This window comes from Citreimonas sp., assembly GCF_042096055.1.
GTDB lineage: Bacteria > Pseudomonadota > Alphaproteobacteria > Rhodobacterales > Rhodobacteraceae > Citreimonas.
The window spans coordinates 1303-17405 of record NZ_JBELMH010000072.1 but is presented as its reverse complement, the minus strand read 5'-3'; the positions used below and the strand labels follow the sequence as shown (position 1 = coordinate 17405).

General features: G+C 70.5%; 15 protein-coding genes. 5 read left to right on the top strand and 10 right to left on the bottom strand.

Annotated elements, in window-relative coordinates:
• Positions 1 to 38 precede the first annotated feature (38 nt).
• The 3 genes from surE (at position 39) to ACFDTC_RS14225 (ending at position 2687) form a co-directional block, all read left to right on the top strand.
• Complete coding sequence (gene surE / locus ACFDTC_RS14235; protein ID WP_375259548.1) at positions 39 to 824, top strand: 5'/3'-nucleotidase SurE; 786 nt, start codon at positions 39 to 41, stop codon at positions 822 to 824.
• Positions 821 to 1462 carry a protein-L-isoaspartate(D-aspartate) O-methyltransferase gene (locus ACFDTC_RS14230; protein ID WP_375259547.1) on the top strand — a complete coding sequence of 214 codons (642 nt, stop codon included), beginning with the start codon at positions 821 to 823 and terminating at the stop codon, positions 1460 to 1462. The genes surE and ACFDTC_RS14230 overlap by 4 nt, the downstream gene beginning before the upstream one ends.
• Before the next feature lie 70 nt (positions 1463 to 1532).
• Positions 1533 to 2687 (top strand): peptidoglycan DD-metalloendopeptidase family protein, encoded by a 1155-nt coding sequence (locus tag ACFDTC_RS14225; protein ID WP_375259546.1) that lies wholly within the window; start codon positions 1533 to 1535, stop codon positions 2685 to 2687.
• Between the two features lie 223 nt (positions 2688 to 2910).
• Here the strand turns inward: ACFDTC_RS14225 and ACFDTC_RS14220 are convergent, their stop codons facing one another.
• Genes ACFDTC_RS14220 through ACFDTC_RS14205 form a run of 4 tightly spaced genes read right to left on the bottom strand, consistent with a single transcriptional unit; the run spans position 2911 to position 5469 of the window.
• On the bottom strand, positions 2911 to 3759 hold the full coding sequence (locus ACFDTC_RS14220; protein WP_375259545.1) for an ATP-binding protein: 849 nt from the start codon (positions 3757 to 3759) through the stop codon (positions 2911 to 2913).
• Positions 3749 to 4714, bottom strand: a complete 966-nt coding sequence (locus tag ACFDTC_RS14215) for a twin-arginine translocase subunit TatC (protein WP_375259544.1) — start codon at positions 4712 to 4714, stop codon at positions 3749 to 3751. Before ACFDTC_RS14215 ends, ACFDTC_RS14220 begins: the two co-directional genes overlap by 11 nt.
• Positions 4711 to 5223: a Sec-independent protein translocase protein TatB gene (gene tatB / locus ACFDTC_RS14210; protein WP_375259543.1), complete on the bottom strand. Its 513-nt coding sequence runs from the start codon at positions 5221 to 5223 to the stop codon at positions 4711 to 4713. The genes ACFDTC_RS14215 and tatB overlap by 4 nt, the downstream gene beginning before the upstream one ends.
• Before the next feature lie 3 nt (positions 5224 to 5226).
• Positions 5227 to 5469: a twin-arginine translocase TatA/TatE family subunit gene (locus ACFDTC_RS14205; protein ID WP_375259542.1), complete on the bottom strand. Its 243-nt coding sequence runs from the start codon at positions 5467 to 5469 to the stop codon at positions 5227 to 5229.
• Positions 5470 to 5632: 163 nt separating this feature from the next.
• Here ACFDTC_RS14205 and ACFDTC_RS14200 point away from each other — a divergent pair, with 163 nt between their 5' ends.
• A complete protein-coding gene (locus ACFDTC_RS14200; RefSeq protein ID WP_375259541.1) occupies positions 5633 to 6298 on the top strand; it encodes a helix-turn-helix transcriptional regulator in 666 nt (221 codons plus the stop codon).
• A 121-nt stretch (positions 6299 to 6419) separates the two neighbouring features.
• Here ACFDTC_RS14200 and ACFDTC_RS14195 read toward each other — a convergent pair whose 3' ends face one another.
• From ACFDTC_RS14195 to ACFDTC_RS14170, 6 genes are all read right to left on the bottom strand, one after another.
• Positions 6420 to 7322, bottom strand: coding sequence for a fructose bisphosphate aldolase (locus ACFDTC_RS14195; protein ID WP_375259540.1), 903 nt, complete (start codon positions 7320 to 7322; stop codon positions 6420 to 6422).
• A gap of 84 nt (positions 7323 to 7406) precedes the next feature.
• A complete protein-coding gene (locus ACFDTC_RS14190) occupies positions 7407 to 8786 on the bottom strand; it encodes a cytochrome P450 (protein WP_375259539.1) in 1380 nt (459 codons plus the stop codon).
• On the bottom strand, positions 8783 to 10024 hold the full coding sequence (locus tag ACFDTC_RS14185; RefSeq protein WP_375259538.1) for a hypothetical protein: 1242 nt from the start codon (positions 10022 to 10024) through the stop codon (positions 8783 to 8785). The genes ACFDTC_RS14190 and ACFDTC_RS14185 overlap by 4 nt, the downstream gene beginning before the upstream one ends.
• Before the next feature lie 189 nt (positions 10025 to 10213).
• On the bottom strand, positions 10214 to 10966 hold the full coding sequence (locus ACFDTC_RS14180) for a cytochrome c biogenesis CcdA family protein (RefSeq protein ID WP_375259537.1): 753 nt from the start codon (positions 10964 to 10966) through the stop codon (positions 10214 to 10216).
• A 136-nt stretch (positions 10967 to 11102) separates the two neighbouring features.
• Positions 11103 to 13823 (bottom strand): Rne/Rng family ribonuclease, encoded by a 2721-nt coding sequence (locus tag ACFDTC_RS14175; protein WP_375259536.1) that lies wholly within the window; start codon positions 13821 to 13823, stop codon positions 11103 to 11105.
• A gap of 433 nt (positions 13824 to 14256) precedes the next feature.
• Positions 14257 to 15132, bottom strand: a complete 876-nt coding sequence (locus ACFDTC_RS14170; RefSeq protein ID WP_375259535.1) for an NAD(P)-dependent oxidoreductase — start codon at positions 15130 to 15132, stop codon at positions 14257 to 14259.
• A gap of 109 nt (positions 15133 to 15241) precedes the next feature.
• Here ACFDTC_RS14170 and ACFDTC_RS14165 point away from each other — a divergent pair.
• A partial coding sequence (locus ACFDTC_RS14165) for a penicillin acylase family protein (protein WP_375259534.1) occupies positions 15242 to 16103 on the top strand: 862 nt, incomplete at its 3' end.

Genomic DNA, 16103 nt, shown 5'->3' with positions numbered 1-16103 from the left:
GGCTTGGCCTATTGAGGCGGCAACCGACAGGGGGTTCCATGCGCATTCTCGTCACCAACGACGACGGCATCAACGCGCCCGGCCTGCGCGTTCTCGAAGGCATCGCGGCCGAGCTTGCCGGGCCGGACGGCGCGGTCTTCACCGTGGCGCCGGCCTTCGAGCAATCGGGCGTCGGGCACTGCATTTCCTACACGCACCCGACGATGATCGCCCAGATGGGCCCGCGCCGCTGGGCGGCCGAGGGCAGCCCGGCCGATTGCGTGCTCGCGGGCGTGCACGAGATGATGAAGGACGCGGCCCCGGACCTGGTGCTGTCGGGCGTGAACCGCGGCAACAACTCGGCCGAGAACGCCCTTTATTCGGGCACGCTGGGCGGCGCGCTTGAAGGCGCGCTGCAGGGCCTGCCGGCGATCGCGCTGTCTCAGTACTACGGCCCCGGCAACGCGCAGGCCGAGGACCCGTTCGAGGCCGCGGGCGAGCACGGGGCCGCAACGATCCGCCGCATCCTGGCCGCCGACCCGCCGCACCAGGACGGTTACCGGCTGTTCTACAACGTCAATTTCCCGCCCGTCCCGGCCGCCGAGGTGCGCGGCGTGCGCGCGGTGGCGCAGGGCGTGCGCCCCGGCACCGGCTTCTCGGTCGAGCCGCACCTGTCGCCCTCGGGGCGCAAGTTCATGTGGGTGCGCGGCGGCGACCAGAGCATCGCGACCGCACCCGACACCGACGCGGCGGTCAACCTCGAGGGCTGGATCTCGGTCACGCCGATGCGCGCGGACCTGACCTGCCACGACGCGCTGGCGCGCCTGAAAGACGCCTTCGCATGAGCTTCGACGCCCAGGCCAAGATGCAGCTTCTGTTCGCGCTGCGCTCGAAGGGCGTGACCGACCGTGCCGTGCTGCAGGCGATGGAGAAGACCGATCGCGGCGCCTACGTGCAGGGCTATTTCGCCGACCGCGCCTACGAGGACATGCCGCTGCCGATCGCCTGCGGGCAGACGATCAGCCAGCCCTCGGTCGTGGGGCTGATGACGCAGGCGCTGCAGGTCAGCCCGCGCGACAAGGTGCTCGAGGTGGGCACAGGCTCGGGCTACCAGGCGGCGATCCTCAGCCATCTGGCGCGCCGGGTCTACACGATCGACCGGCACGCGCGCCTGGTGCGCGCCGCGCGCGCCATCTTCGAGGCGCAGGGCCTCGCCAACATCACCGCCTTCGCCGCCGACGGCTCGCACGGGCTGCCCGACCAGGCGCCGTTCGACCGCATCCTCGTGACCGCCGCGGCCGAGGATCCGCCCGGCCCGCTCTTGGCGCAGTTGAAGATTGGCGGTATCATGGTGCTGCCCGTGGGCCAGTCGGACACGGTGCAGAGCCTGATCCGCGTGACCCGCGACGACGACGGGTTCCACTACGAGGAAATGCGTCCCGTGCGCTTCGTGCCGCTGGTCGAGGGGCTGGGACAGGAATGAGGGACCGTTCGCGCGGGACCGCCACACGACGCTCCGGCACAAGGGGCGCGCAACGAGGACGAGACAGCGCATGAGCCATCCGATTTCCCTTCGCCCGTTGACCGCCGTCGCAGCGCTGGCGCTGCTGGGCGCGTGCTCGGAACCGCTCGACCTCGACATGCGGGGCGAGATGGGCGGCATGGTCGACACCTCGGCCGCGGCGCAGGGCACCAGCGGCGGGCGGCCCAGCCCGGACGACCGCGGCGTGATCGCCTACCCGACCTACCAGGTCGCGGTCGCGCGGCGCGGCGACACGCTGGCCACGCTGGCCCAGCGGGTGGGCGTGCCCGCCGACGAGCTTGGCCGCTACAACGGCATCCGCCCGGTGGACCCGCTGCGCCGGGGCGAGATCGTGGCCCTGCCCCCCAGCGCAGGCGGCGGCACCGCGATCGCCAGCGGGCCGATCAGCGCCCCCGGCGCGGTCGACGTCACCACGCTCGCCGCGGGCGCCATCGAGAACGCGCCGGCCAGTGCCGCGCCCCGGCCCACGCCCTCGGACGGGATCGAGCCGATCCGCCACCGCGTGCAGCGCGGCGAGACCGCCTTCACCATCGCGCGGCTCTACGACATCACCCCGCGCGCGCTGGCCGAGATGAACGCGCTCGACGACCAGTTCTCGGTCCGCGAGGGGCAGATCCTGCTGGTGCCCGCCACCGCGCGCGCCACGCAGACCGCCGCCGCGGCCCCCGCGACGACGGCGCCGGGCGCGGGCTCGCCCACGCCGGTGCCGCCCTCGGCCAGCCAGCCGCTTCCGCCGGCGGACCCCGAACCCGCAGCGGCCCCCGCGCCGGCCGCGCCTGTGGCCGATATCGGCCAGGCCGCCGCCGCGCCCACCGGCGGGCGCATGCGCATGCCGGTCGATGGCAGCATCATCCGCGAATACGCCAAGGGCCGGAACGAGGGCATCGACATCGCCGTGCCCGCCGGAACGCCGGTGCGCGCCGCGGCCTCGGGCCAGGTGGCCGCGATCACGCGCAACACCGACAACGTCACGATCGTGGTGATCCGCCATCCCGACGACGTGCTCTCGATCTACACCCACATCGCCGACCTGACGGTGGTGAAGGGCGACGCGGTCAGCAGCGGCCAGACCATCGGCCAGGTGCAGGCGGGCGACCCGGCCTTCCTGCATTTCGAGGTGCGCAAGGGCTTCGACAGCGTCGACCCGATGACCTACCTGCGCTGAGACGCGGTGCGGCGTCCGCGCATTTGCGTGGGCGCCGGCGGACGGTCAGACCGGAAGGGCTGCGAGGCGCAAGCCACGCGCCCCTTGCACAGGCGGGCCGGGGCTCGGCCCCCGGCTTCTGCGAAGCCTTCCCGAGGACATCCTCAAGCAGAAGAAGACGCGGATGCGGTCCCGCCCGCGCGTGTGTCCTTGGCTGGCGGACGATTGCGCGTCAGCAGCCTGGTCAGGCGTCCTCGATCTCCAGGCCCTTGCGGCCGGCGAGGTCGGTGAAGAACTGCCACGCCACCCGGCCCGAGCGTCCGCCGCGCGTGGCCTGCCACTCGATCGCCTCGGCGCGCAGCGCCTCGGGGTCGACCGACAGCCCGAAGGCCGCGCAGTAGGACCGCACCATCGCCAGGTATTCGTCCTGCGAGCACGGGTGGAAACCCAGCCACAGCCCGAACCGGTCCGACAGCGAGATCTTCTCTTCGGCGGCCTCGCCGGGCGCGATGGCCGAGGATTTCTCGTTCTCGATCATCTCGCGCGGCATCAGGTGGCGGCGGTTCGACGTGGCGTAGAAGATCACGTTGTCGGGCCGCCCCTCGATCCCGCCGTCGAGCACCGCCTTGAGGCTCTTGTAATGCTGGTCGTCGTGGCCGAAGGACAGGTCGTCGCAGAGCAGAAGGAAGCGCGCGGTCTCGGCCCGGCGCAGCTGTGCCAGCAGGCGCCCGACGCTGGGCAGGTCCTCGCGCAGCAGCTCGACCAGGATCAGCTCGTGCCCCTCGTCGCGGACGGTGGCGTGCACCGCCTTGACCAGGCTCGACTTGCCCATGCCGCGCGCGCCCCAGAGCAGCGCGTTGTTCGCCGGCAGGCCGCGCGCGAATTGCCGCGTGTTGGTCAGCAGCGTCTCGCGCGTGCGGTCGATGCCGATCAGCAGTTCCAGGTCGACCCGGTTGACCTTCTCGACCGGGTCCAGCCGGTCGGGATCCACGTGCCAGACGAAGGCCTCGGCCGCACCGAAATCGGGCGCGTGCACCGGCGGCGGCGCCAGGCGTTCCAGCGCCGCCGCGATGCGGCTCAGTTCATCGCCCATCGCGGTCGTCGGAACCGGGGCCTGCGGCGTCGTCGAGCGGATCGTCCTCGTCATCGTCATCCTCGAACCAGAGGCCCTGCGCCCGCAGGTCGGCCTCGCGCTTGCGGTCCACTCTTGCCACGAGGAAGATGGACACTTCGTAAAGCCCGTAGACCACCACGAACAGGATCAGCTGCGTGGTGACGTCGGGCGGCGTGACCAGCGCGGCCAGCACCAGGATGCCGACCATCGCGTACTTGCGCACCTTGCGCAGACCCGCGGCCGAGACCAGCCCGGCCTTGCCCATCAGCGTCAGCAGCACCGGCAGCTGGAAGCACAGGCCGAAGGCCATGATGAACTTCAGCGTGATGTCGAGGCTTTCGTTCACCTTGCCGAAGAAGGTGATCTGCACGCCCTCTTCGGTGGCGGGCACCACGGCCGCGCCGGCCTCGCCCGCGGGGATGTCCACGCCGGTCACGTCGCCGGCGCGCGCCAGCAGGTCGCTCATCAGCGACGGGAAGTCGGCGAAGCCCAGGAAGAAGGCCATCGCCAGCGGCGTGACGATGAAATGCGCGAAGGCCGCGCCGAGGAAGAACATGAACGGCGATGCGATCAGGAAGGGCAGGAACGCGCCCTTTTCCGACCGGTAGAGCCCGGGCGCCACGAAGCGCCACATCTGGTGCGAGATCACCGGGAAGGCCAGCGCGAAGCCGAACACCATCGAGATGCGGAACAGCGTGAACAGGTATTCCTGCGGGCTGGTGTACTGCATCGTGGGCGACGGGTCGCCCAGCGCGCGCAGCGTGTCCTCGATCGGCTCCAGCAGGAACTGCAGGATCGGCTCGGCCACGGTGAAGGCCACGACGATGCCGATGATGAAGGCGATGACGCAGCGGATCAGCCGCGTGCGCAGCTCGGCCAGGTGCTCGATCAGCGGGGCGGCACTGTCCTCGAGATCGTCGGGTGACGCGCTCATGTCTCGTCCTTCTTGGGCGCGGTCTTGGGCTCGGCTTTCGGCGCGGCCTCGGCGGCGGCGGGCGCTGCGGCGTCACCGCGCGACGCGGCCTCGAGTTCGTCGGCCTTGCGCATCGCCTCGTCTGCCTCGCGCTTCTTGCGCTCGGCGGCGGACCGGGCCGAACTGGCCTCGATCTTGCGCTTGGCGGCCTCGCGCTCGGCCGAGAGCGGCTCTTTCTTCTTCGCCGGCTTGTCGGGGTCGAGCGAGCTCATGCTGCGCGCCGCGTCCTTCACGCCGTCCATGGCGCTGCTCACCGGGTTGGTGGCGCTCTTGAACGTCTTGGCCACGTCGCGCACGCCGCTTTCGTCCGCGGCGTCGTTCATCGCGCGGCTGAACTCGCGGGCCATGCCGCGCGCCTTGCCCATGAAGCGTCCGACGTTGCGGAACAGCACGGGCAGGTCCTTGGGTCCGACGACGATCAGCGCGACCACGCCGATCACCAGCATTTCGGACCAGCCGAGGTCGAGCATGGCTTAGACCTTGTCCTTGCGCGCCTCCGGCGCGGCGTCCTTCTCGGAATCGGGCGTCACATCGCGTGCATGCTCGGCGTCGCGCTCGTCCTCGAGCTCCTTGCCACCCTCGCTCACGCCCTTCTTGAAGGCGGTGATGCCCTTGCCGACCTCGCCCATCAGGCTCGAGATCTTGCCGCGCCCGAACAGCACGAGCACGACGACGGCGATAAGCAGAAGACCGGGAAGGCCGATGTTGTTGAGCATGGGCTCATCTCCTGTTCCGGGCGCGCAGACCGCACGCCCCGTTGATCTGGTCCCCGTGATCTATGCGCTGTCCCGCGCCGTGAAAAGCGTGAAAACGAACGCCGCGCGGCCCCTGTGTGTCACCACTTTGTCAGTTGACGGTTTCGTGTCAGTATCGGGGACGATGAACCGCAAGAAACGCCTCTACGCCCTGATGGACCGGCTGCGCGACGGCCAGCTGCACACCGCCGAATCGATGGCGCAGGACCTCGGCGTGTCGATCCGCACGATCTACCGCGACATGGAGGTTCTGGCCGCCTCGGGCGTGCCGGTCGAGGGCGCGCGCGGCTACGGCTACACCGTCGCGGCCGCGATCACCCTGCCCCCGCTCAACCTGACCGAGGCGGAACTGGACGCGCTGCATGTGGCCTTGGCCGCGTTGGGAGCCTCGACGCTCGAGGATCACGCGCCGGCGGCCCGCAGCCTCGCCGCCAAGATCGACGCGGTGCTGCCCGAGGATGCCGGCGTGCGCGCCGCCCCCTTCGGCTTCGCGACCGACGCCTTCGCCGAGGCCGCGCGCGGCTTTGCCCACATGCCGACGATGCGCGCCGCGATCCGCGCCCGGCAGAAGCTGCGCGTGACGCTCGACGGCCGCGACCACGTGATCCGGCCGCTGCACATCGACTACTGGGGCCGCGTCTGGCGCGCCGTCGCCTGGTCCGAGACCGACGGCGACTTCCTCGCCTTCCCGCTCGAGCGCATCACCACGCTGCAACCGGTGCCGGGCCTGTTCGTCGACCAGCCGGGCAAGACGCTGGCCGACTGGCACGCCAGCGGCCGACGCGGCTGACGGGTCCGCACGTCTTTCGACGTCAGATATCCGCAGCGTGAATGGGCGCAGGCCCCGGCGGGCGGCGTCCCTGCCCCGCGAGCCGGGGCGCCATGGCGGCGCCCCGGCGCGACCCACGGCCTCAGCCGGCCACGGAGGCGGTGTAGATCTTGTCGATGTTCGCGCCCAGTGCGGCGTTGAACGCGTCGTCGCTCTGCTGCTTCGACAGGCCCTCGGTCAGCGCGCGGCTGAACGACGCGATCATCTTGCCCTGGCGGGCCAGCCGCTCGCAGGCCTCATCGGTGGAATAGCCGCCCGACAGCGCCACCACGCGCAGCACGCGCGGGTGATCGGCCAGCCCGTCGTACTGGCCTTCGACGTCGGGGATGGTCAGCTTCAGCATCACCGTCTCGTCGCCCTCGAGCGTATCCAGATGCCGTGCGATCGCGTCGCGCAGCATCTCCTCGGCCTCGGCCTTGGTCTCGGAGTGGATGTCGACCTCGGGTTCGAGGATCGGCACCAGCCCGGCGGCGATCACCGCGCGGCCGACCTCGAACTGCTGGGCGACGACCGCCTCGATGCCGGTCTTGTTCGCCTCGTGGATGACCGAGCGTTCCTTCGTGCCGAAGATGCCGAAGCCCTTGGCGTCCGCCAGAAGCCGGTCCAGCCCGTCGATCGGCTTCATCAGCTGTACGCCGTTCTCCTTGTCGGCGAGGCCCTTGTCGATCTTCAGGAACGGCACGATGCCGCGATCCTCCCACAGCAGCTGCGCCACCGGCTTGCCGTCGATCTGCCCGCGCATCGTGCGCTCGAAAAGGATCGCGCCGATGACCTTCTCGCTGGTGAAGTCCGGCGCCGTGATGATCCGCGACCGCATGGCGTGGATCTCGGCGAACATCGCCTCCTCGCCATCGTACTGGTCCTCGGTCACGCCGTAGAGCCGCAGCGCCTTGGGCGTCGAGCCGCCGGACTGGTCCAGCGCCGCGATGAACCCCTGGCCCGACCCCATCTGCCGCGCCTGTTTGTCGAAATCGTCCGAAGCCATGCCATCCTCTCGCGAAACTGTTGAACGGCTCCGTGATAGACCAGCGCGCGGGCCCGGCCCAGCGCTTTCGGGTGGGCGTTTGCGCTAAACCCTTGCGTTTGCGCTAGCATTCCCGCGCGGCGTCACGCGCAGCCAGATGCCGTCGCGCGCGCGCACCGTCAGGTGCGCCTGCGGCACCGGATAGCGGCCCTCGACCGGCGCCACGCGCAGGCCCCGCAGCAGCCGCGCCAGCAGCAGCACGCCCTCGGCCATGGCGAAGCCCGCGCCGGTGCAGACCCGCGGCCCGGCGGAGAACGGCATGTAGGCGCAACGCGCGCTGGCGCGGCCCGCATCGGTCGACCAGCGCCCCGGATCGAAGGCGTCGGGATCGGCCCACAGCCGCTCGTGCCGGTGCAGGTGCCACGGGCTCAGCACGATCTGCGCGCCGCGCGGCACGGCCCGGTCGCGGAACACCGTGTCGCGGGCCGCGGCGCGCACCATCATCGGCACGGGCGGGTAGAGCCGCAGCGTCTCGCGGAACACGTCGCGTGTGACGCGCAGCGTGGACAGGTCGGAGAACCCTCCGCCGAAGGCCCGCGCCTCGGCCGCGACGCGGTCCTGCCATTCGGGCGCGCGGGCCAGCAGGTACAGCGCCCAGGACAGCGCGCTGGCGCTCGTCTCGTGCCCCGCCAGGAAGAAGATCGCCACCTGGTCCACCATCTCGGATTCCGAGAATCGCGCGCCGGTTTCCGGGTCGCGGGTGGTCATGATCTTGGTCGCCAGATCGTCGGGCGCTGTGCCCGCGTCGATCTGCGCCTGCCGCCGCGCGGTCATGCCCGCGATCAGCGCCCGGATCCGCGCGGCCGAGGCGCGCGTCGCCCGCCGGTGCGGCCGCGGCAGCCGGCGCGGCCAGGGCACCAGTGCCGCGAGGTTCAGGATCGGCTGGCTGCGCTGGTAGGTCCGGAACTCGTGGAACACCGCCTGCGCGACCGAATCCTCGATCGGGATCGAGAACAGCGTGCGAAAGATCACGTCGGCGGCCGCGTGGCTGGCGATCTCCTCGATCTCGACCTCGGCGCCCTGCCCGGCCGCCCGCGCCAGCCGCCGCGCCGCCGCGTCGGCCGCGTCCAGCATCGCCGGATAGGTCTCGCGCAGGCGCCCGCCCTCGAACGCCGGGTCGATGATCCGCCGCTGCCGGCGCCACGTCTCGCCGTTGGTGACGAAGACCGACTGCCCCAGCAGCGGCCGCAGGCCTTCGGACACGCGGTCGGACTTGGGGAATTCGCCCGACCGCTCCTTCAGCACCAGATCGACCAGCGCCGGCTGGTTCACCAGGAACGACCGGAAGAACGGCGTGCGGAACTCGGCCATCCACGCGCGGTAGAGCTTCGCCGGCTGCGCCGACAGGATGTCGGCGCGGAACAGCCGCGCGTGCCGCCACAGCGACACGCGATCGGGGCGCGCGGCGGGCTTGGGCGGGATCACGCCGCGACCGAGGTGTGCCGCGACACCGCCCGCTCGATCCGGCTGCGCGACGCGGGCCGCCCGGCATAGCGGGCGCGCAGGGTCAGCGGCCCGGCGGTGATGGCGAAATAGTCGTAGTCCAGCACCCGGTCGAAGGCGCAGAGATACTGGAAATGCAATCGGAAGAACCGCCAGCGCAGCGCCCGCCAGCGCTCGGGGCTCAGCGAGCGGGTGAACTGCGCCGAGAAGACCAGCGGCCAGCGCTTGTCCGGCGGCGCCACGCCCGACACCGCCACCGGGTCGCACAGCGCGAAGGCGCAGCCGTCGCCGGGGGCGGTCACGTCGATCCACGCGATCTCGTCCCGAGCCGAAAGGTAGCGCAGGTCGGCGCGCAGCCGGTGCGCGCCCTTCAGGAACGACACCATCGGCACCACCTGGCCCAGGCTCAGGAACGCCAGCGCCGGGCCGTTCGCCGGCACGCGGCCCTGCCGCACCAGGTCGGCCAGCACCGACACCGCCAGGTGCGCGCCCGACGAATGGCCGACCACCAGCACCTCGTCCACGTCGGTGGCCAGCGCGGCGGCGATCGTGTCGGCGAAGGCTGCCATTCGCGTCTCGAGCGCGGGCGGATTGGCGCCCCGGTGCCGCGCGGCATAGGCGTAATCGTGCATCAGGTAATAGGCGAAGAAGCGGTTGTCGCGCGCCTTGAACCAGCGCAGCACCGCCAGCGCGATCGCCGCGCCGGCCGCGGCGCCGGGCACCGCCGCGGCCCAGCCGCTGAGCAGCAGCCAGCCCAGCGCCAGCACGGTCAGCGCGTAACCCGCCCATCCCAGCGCCAGCGCCAGCGCCAGTTGCCCCAGCAGCATGCCCACCGGGTAAAGCGCCGCGATCACCGGCCCCTTGCGCAACCGCATCAGCCGGAACAACGCGCCGCCGGCGATGTATTCCCACGCCGTGCGCACAAGCTGCGCGTAGGTCGCGGGGATCGAATGGGCCATGCTGTCGCGCACGATGTCGGACCATACCAGCACGTCGACATCCGCCTGCACCGCGTGGCCGTCCATCACCGCCTCGACATGCCAGCCATAGGCGCCGCCGCCGCGCTTGGGCGACAGGGTCAGGTCATAGCCGGAAATGGCCGCCTGCGCGGCCCCCTCCTTTCGGTAGAGCTCGCGGTAGCGGCGCGGATGGATCGGGTCGTAGCCCGGGATGTAGAACACCGCGCGGCGCCGGACGCGGCTGGTCTGGGACGTGGTCATGCGAAGGGACCCTGCGTTTCGCCGCATTCTGCCCGCGCTTTTGGGCAGGGTTGAGGCCGCGCCGTGGCGCCCCCGCGACCCGGCCGGATCCGGCCAAAGGTTCACGAAAGGTTAAAGCGTCTCTGCAAGCCATTGATTTTGCTTGGCCGACTTGGTGTCCCATCGTGGGACACCCGTGGGACAGGCCCTTTAGCCCAGCATCCCCAGCGCCGGGAACGTCTCGAGCAGCCAGAACGAGAAGCTGGTGAACGCCCCCGTGACCAGCGCCAGCCCGACGGCCACCAGAAGCAGCCCCATGACCCGCTCGATCGTTTTCATGTGGCGCTTGATCCGGTTCATCAGCCCCATCGCCCGGGTCAGGAAAAGCGCCGCCAGCACGAAGGGGATCCCGAGACCACCGGCGTAGACCGCCAGCAGGACCGAGCCGCGCGTCACCGACGCCTCCTGCGCCGCGAGGCTGAGGATCGCGCCCAACTGCGGCCCGATGCAGGGCGTCCACCCGAACGCGAAGGCGAGGCCCAGGATATACGCCCCGAAGGCCGACCCGCCGGCGTCGCCCCCGTCGAACCGCGCCTCGCGGTCGAGGAAGGGGATGCGGAAGATGCCCAGGAAGTGCAGCCCGAAGACGATCACCACCACGCCCGAGATCCGCGCCAACAGCACCTGGTTCTGCAGGAACAGCCCGCCCAGCCACGACGCGGTGAAGCCCAGCAGCACGAAGACCGTGGACAGCCCCAGCACGAAGAACGCCGCCGCGAGGCCGACGCGCGCGCGGGCCGATCCGCCGCCCTCGATCTCGGTCACGGTCATGCCGGACATGAAGGCGAGGTAGGGCGGCACGATGGGCAGCACGCAGGGGCTGAGGAACGAGACCACGCCCGCCAGCAGCGCCACGAACATGGCGGGCAGAAGCGACGCGTCGAGGATCTCGATTCCGAACATGGGCGAAGCCTTACGGGATCACCCGGGCGGCGTCACGCGACCAATGGTCACGATCCCGCGCCCGGCCGTAACAGGTGCCCCGAAACGAAAAGGGCCGGACGCAAGCGCCCGGCCCTTCCGATCCGTTGATACCGGCCTAGCGGCCGATCGCCCACCAGCCGCGGCGGCGCGGCTTGTCGCCGCCGTCGCCCTCGGTCTCGGACTTCTCTTCTTCGGCCGGGCTGTCGCCGGTGACCGATCCGACCACTTCGGCGATGACCTCGGCGGCCTTGCGCCGGGTGCGGCGCGGCCGGGTCTCGGCTTGCTCGGGCGTCGTTTCGGCCGCCGGTGCATCAGCGTCGGGCGTGGCCTCGGTCGTGGCGGGTTGCGCCGCGGTCTCGGCCGGGGCCGTGACGTCCTGCTCGGGCTTCGCGTCCACCTGCGAGGCACCGGGGCCGGTCGCTTCGGGCGCGGCCGGAGTCGGGGTCGCCTCGGGTGCCGGAGCTTCGGACGCAGTGGGCTGGTCGTCGGCCGCGGGCTCGGGCTTCTTGCGGGATCGCGTGCGCTTGCGCTTGGGCTTCTCGGCCGCGTCGGGTGCGGGTTCGTCCGCGGGCTGAGCCGCCTCGGCGGGCGCCGTGGATGCGTCGGCCTCTACCTTGGGCTCCGCCGGCTCGGCGCCGCCGTTGCCACCGTCACCCTCGTCCGACTGTCCGCCGCCCGACCGGTCATTGTCAGTATGACCGTTGTCCGACTGGCCGTTCTCGGAATGCCCGTTCTCGCCGTTGCCGTTCTTCGAGCGGCGGCGCCGGCGGCGGCGCTTCTTCTTGGGCTTGCCGTCGTCGTCCGATCCCTTGTCCGCGGGCTTCTCGGACGCGCCGGGCGCATCCTCGACCGGCGTCGCCTCTCCCGCAGGCGCGGGGGCCTCGTCGGGATCGGGCTCGGACAGCGCGGCGTCCTCGTCGATCTGGTCCATCAGCGCGGCATCCGCCGACACGAAGGGCGCGGCCTCGGCCACGGGGCGCGTCGCGGTCTTGAACTTCTCGATGCTGAAGTCGGGCGCGACCAGATGCGGGTCGCCCTCGATGCGCACGGACATGCCGTAGCGCGCCTCGATCATCGCGACATGCTCGCGCTTGAGGTTCATCAGGTAGTTGGCGATGCCCACGGGGCACTTCACCAGCACCTCGCGCGAGCGGCGGCGCGTGCCTTCCTCCTCGATCTGGCGCAGCACCTGCAGCGCCATGCTGTCGTCGGACCGGATCAGGCCGGTGCCGTGGCAGGCCGAGCACGGCTGCGTGGTCGCCTCGATCATGCCGGGGCGCAGGCGCTGGCGCGACATCTCGAGCAGGCCGAACCCGCTGATGCGGCCGACCTGGATGCGCGCGCGGTCGGTCTTGAGCTTGTCCTTGAGCTTTTTCTCGACGGCGGCGTTGTTCTTGCGCTCGTCCATGTCGATGAAGTCGATCACGATCAGGCCCGCGAGGTCGCGCAGGCGCAGCTGACGGGCAACCTCTTCGGCAGCCTCGAGGTTGGTCTTGAGCGCGGTCTCCTCGATCGAGCCCTCTTTCGTCGCCCGCCCCGAGTTCACGTCGATCGCGACCAGCGCTTCGGTCACGCCGATGACGATGTAGCCGCCGGATTTCAGCTGGACGGTCGGGTTGAACATGCCGCCCAGGTACGACTCGACCTGGTGGCGCGCGAAGAGCGGCATCGGGTCGGCGTAATGCTTCACGTTCTTGGCGTGGGACGGCATGATCATCTTCATGAAGTCCTTGGCGATGCGGTAGCCCGCCTCGCCCTCGACCAGGACCTCGTCGATGTCGCGGTTGTAGAGGTCGCGGATCGACCGTTTGATCAGGTCGCCTTCCTCGTAGATCTTGGTGGGCGCGACCGAGCGCAGCGTCAGTTCGCGGATCTGCTCCCACAGGCGCTGCAGGTATTCGTAGTCGCGCTTGATCTCGGTCTTGGTGCGCTGCGCGCCGGCGGTCCGGATGATCAGGCCCGCGCCCTTCGGCACGTCGATCTCGTTCGCGATCGCCTTGAGCTTCTGGCGGTCGGCGGCGTTGGTGATCTTGCGGCTGATGCCGCCGCCGCGGGCGGTGTTGGGCATGAGCACGCAGTAGCGGCCGGCCAGCGACAGGTAGGTGGTCAGCGCCGCACCCTTGTTGCCGCGCTCTTCCTTGACGACCTGCACCAGCATGATCTGGCGGACCTTGACGACCTCCTGGATCTTGTAACGCCGGGCACGCGGTTTGCGCGCCGGGCGGAAGTCGTCCTGGGTGTCGTCGTCGGCGACCGATTCGATCGCCTCGTCGCGGGCGGCGGCCTTGCCGTGCTCGCCGCTGTTGTCGTCGGGTTCCTCGACCGGAGTCTCGGCGACGGTGGCCATCGGCGACAGGCCTTCGCCCGGCTCGCCGCTGGTGTCCTCGCTGAGGTCGATGGTTTCCATGCCGCGCGCCTCGCGCGGTTCGGCATCCTCGGGGGCGTCGGCGCTGGTGGTCGCGTCGTCCGAGCGTGTTGCCTCGGCCTTCGCGCCGCGGCGGCTGCGGGTGCGACGCGGCTTGGCCTCGTCCTCTTCCTCGGCGGCGGCGAGCGCTGCCTCTTCCTCCATCAGCGCACGACGGTCGGCGATGGGGATCTGGTAGTAGTCCGGGTGGATTTCCGAGAACGCCAGGAAGCCGTGGCGGTTGCCGCCGTAATCGACGAACGCCGCCTGAAGCGAGGGTTCGACCCGTGTGACCTTGGCGAGGTAAATGTTGCCGGCTAGCTGCCGCTTGTTCTCCGATTCAAAGTCGAATTCCTCGACCTTGTTTCCGTCCACCACCACGACGCGGGTCTCCTCCGCGTGGGTGGCGTCGATGAGCATCTTCTTTGCCATTCTATCCGATTGCACGCGCGCGATCCTACGGCCCCGGGCGGGGCGGAGGAGGATCGGGGGTCGTGACTTGTCTGGGCGAGGGTCGGCGCGCGGGCAGGACGGGCGGTTGCGCCCCTGTCATCCTGCCTGTGTCTTGTCGCGAGCCTCATCGCATTTTGTCTCCGACGCCGGCGGTACTTGGCCGCGGCGCCAACTCGTGGCCCGTCGCTTGCGCGGTCCGGGCGGGTGCGGGTGGCCCTTGCGGGGCCCGATCGGCCTGACCGCGCGTCCTTTGCGGGCGCCGCCGGTCAGCGAAACTGTTGCAGCCGTCCATCGGACGGGCAGATCTTCAGCATAAAGGCAGCGCTACCGGAAACACAATGGGCAATCGTGCTGACATGTTTCGCGCGGGGCGGTCGCGCGAAGAAAACTTCGCACGCGCCGCGTGTGCGCCTTAATCGTCTATGGCGTTCAGCCGCTTGAGCAGGCTCGAGGTGTCCCAGCGGCCGCCGCCCAGCTTCTGGACGTCCTTGTAGAACTGGTCGACCAGCGCGGTCACGGGCAGCGAGGCGCCCACCTCGTCCGCGGTCTTGAGGCAGATCCCGAGGTCCTTGCGCATCCAATCGACGGCGAAGCCGTGGTCGAACTTGTCGTCCAGCATTGTCTCGAACCGGTTGACCATCTGCCACGACCCGGCCGCACCACCGCCGATCACCTCGACCACCGCGCGCCCGTCAAGGCCCGCCTTCTGCGCGAAGTGCAGCCCCTCGGACAGGCCCTGCACGAGGCCGGCGATGCAGATCTGGTTGACCATCTTGCACATCTGGCCCGCACCGCTTTCGCCCAGGCGCTTGCACAGCTTGACGTAGGTGTCGATCATCGGCTGGGCCCGCGCATAGGCCTCCTCCTCGCCGCCGCACATGACGACGAGCTGGCCGTTCTCGGCCCCCGCCTGCCCGCCCGAGACCGGCGCATCGACGAAGGCGATGCCCTTTTCGGCCGCCGCGGCGTGCAATTCGCGCGTGACCTCGGCCGAAACCGTGGTGTGATCGACGAAGACCGATCCGGCCGCCATGGACGCGAAGGCGCCGTCCTCGCCAAGGCAGACCTGGCGCAGATCGTCGTCGTTGCCGACGCAGGCCATCACGAACTCGGCGCCCTGCGCGGCCTCGCGCGGGGTGGCGGCGGCCTGCCCGCCGTTGGCGTCGACCCACGCCTGCGCCTTCGAGGCGGTGCGGTTGTAGACCGTCATGTCGTGGCCAGCCTTCGCCAGGTAGCCCGCCATCGGGGCCCCCATCACGCCCAGTCCCAGGAATGCCGTCTTGGCCATGTCGCCTCTCTTTCCGGTGTGTTTACCGCATGTCGCTATGTCGCCCTTGGCACGGGCCGTCCCGCGTACTAAGCCCGTCCGGGCGCGCACATTCAATCAAGAGACGACGATGGCAACTTTGTTCCGATGGCTCCTACGCCTGGTGAGCGCGGCCCTGGTGCTGGCCGTGATCGGCGCGGGGCTGGTCTACTACCTCGCCTCCCGCTCGCTGCCCGACTACGACAAGGTCGTCGCCGTCGAGGGTGCCGAGGCCGAGATCGAGATCGTGCGCGACAACTCGGCCGTGCCGCACATCTTCGCCGAAAGCGACGCCGATGCCTATTTCGGGCTGGGCTACGCCCATGCGCAGGACCGGCTGTGGCAGATGATGACGCTGCGCCGCACCGCGCAGGGCCGGCTGTCGGAACTGTTCGGCCGCCGCACGGTCGAGACGGACACCCTGCTGCGCCGTCTCGACCTCTACGGCCTGGCGCGCCAGGCGGTCGAGGCGCAGACGCCCGAGACGACCGAGGCGCTGAGCGCCTATGCCGCCGGCGTGAACGCCCGCCTGGCCGAGATCAACGCCGACAGCCTCGGCCGAGGCGCGCCCGAGTTCTTCATCTTCGACACCGCCATCGCCCCGTGGCAGCCGGCGGATTCCATCGCGATCATCAAGCTGATGGCACTGCAGCTGTCGGGCCACCTGTCCGAGGAAGTGCTGCGCGCGCGCGTCTCGATGACGCTCGAAGACGAGGCGCGGCTGGCCGACATCCTGCCCGACATTCCCGGGCACGGCATCGCCGCGCTGCCGGAATACGCCTCGCTGGCGCCGGGGCTGCGGCCGGGATTGCCCGTGCCAGAGACCGGGCACGCCTTCCTGTCGCCGGTGCCGAAGCGCGGCCTTGCCGGTGCGTCGAACGCGTGGGCGGCGGCGGCCTCGCGCAGCGCCGGGGGCGGCACGCTGCTGGCCAACGACCCGCATCTGGGCTTCA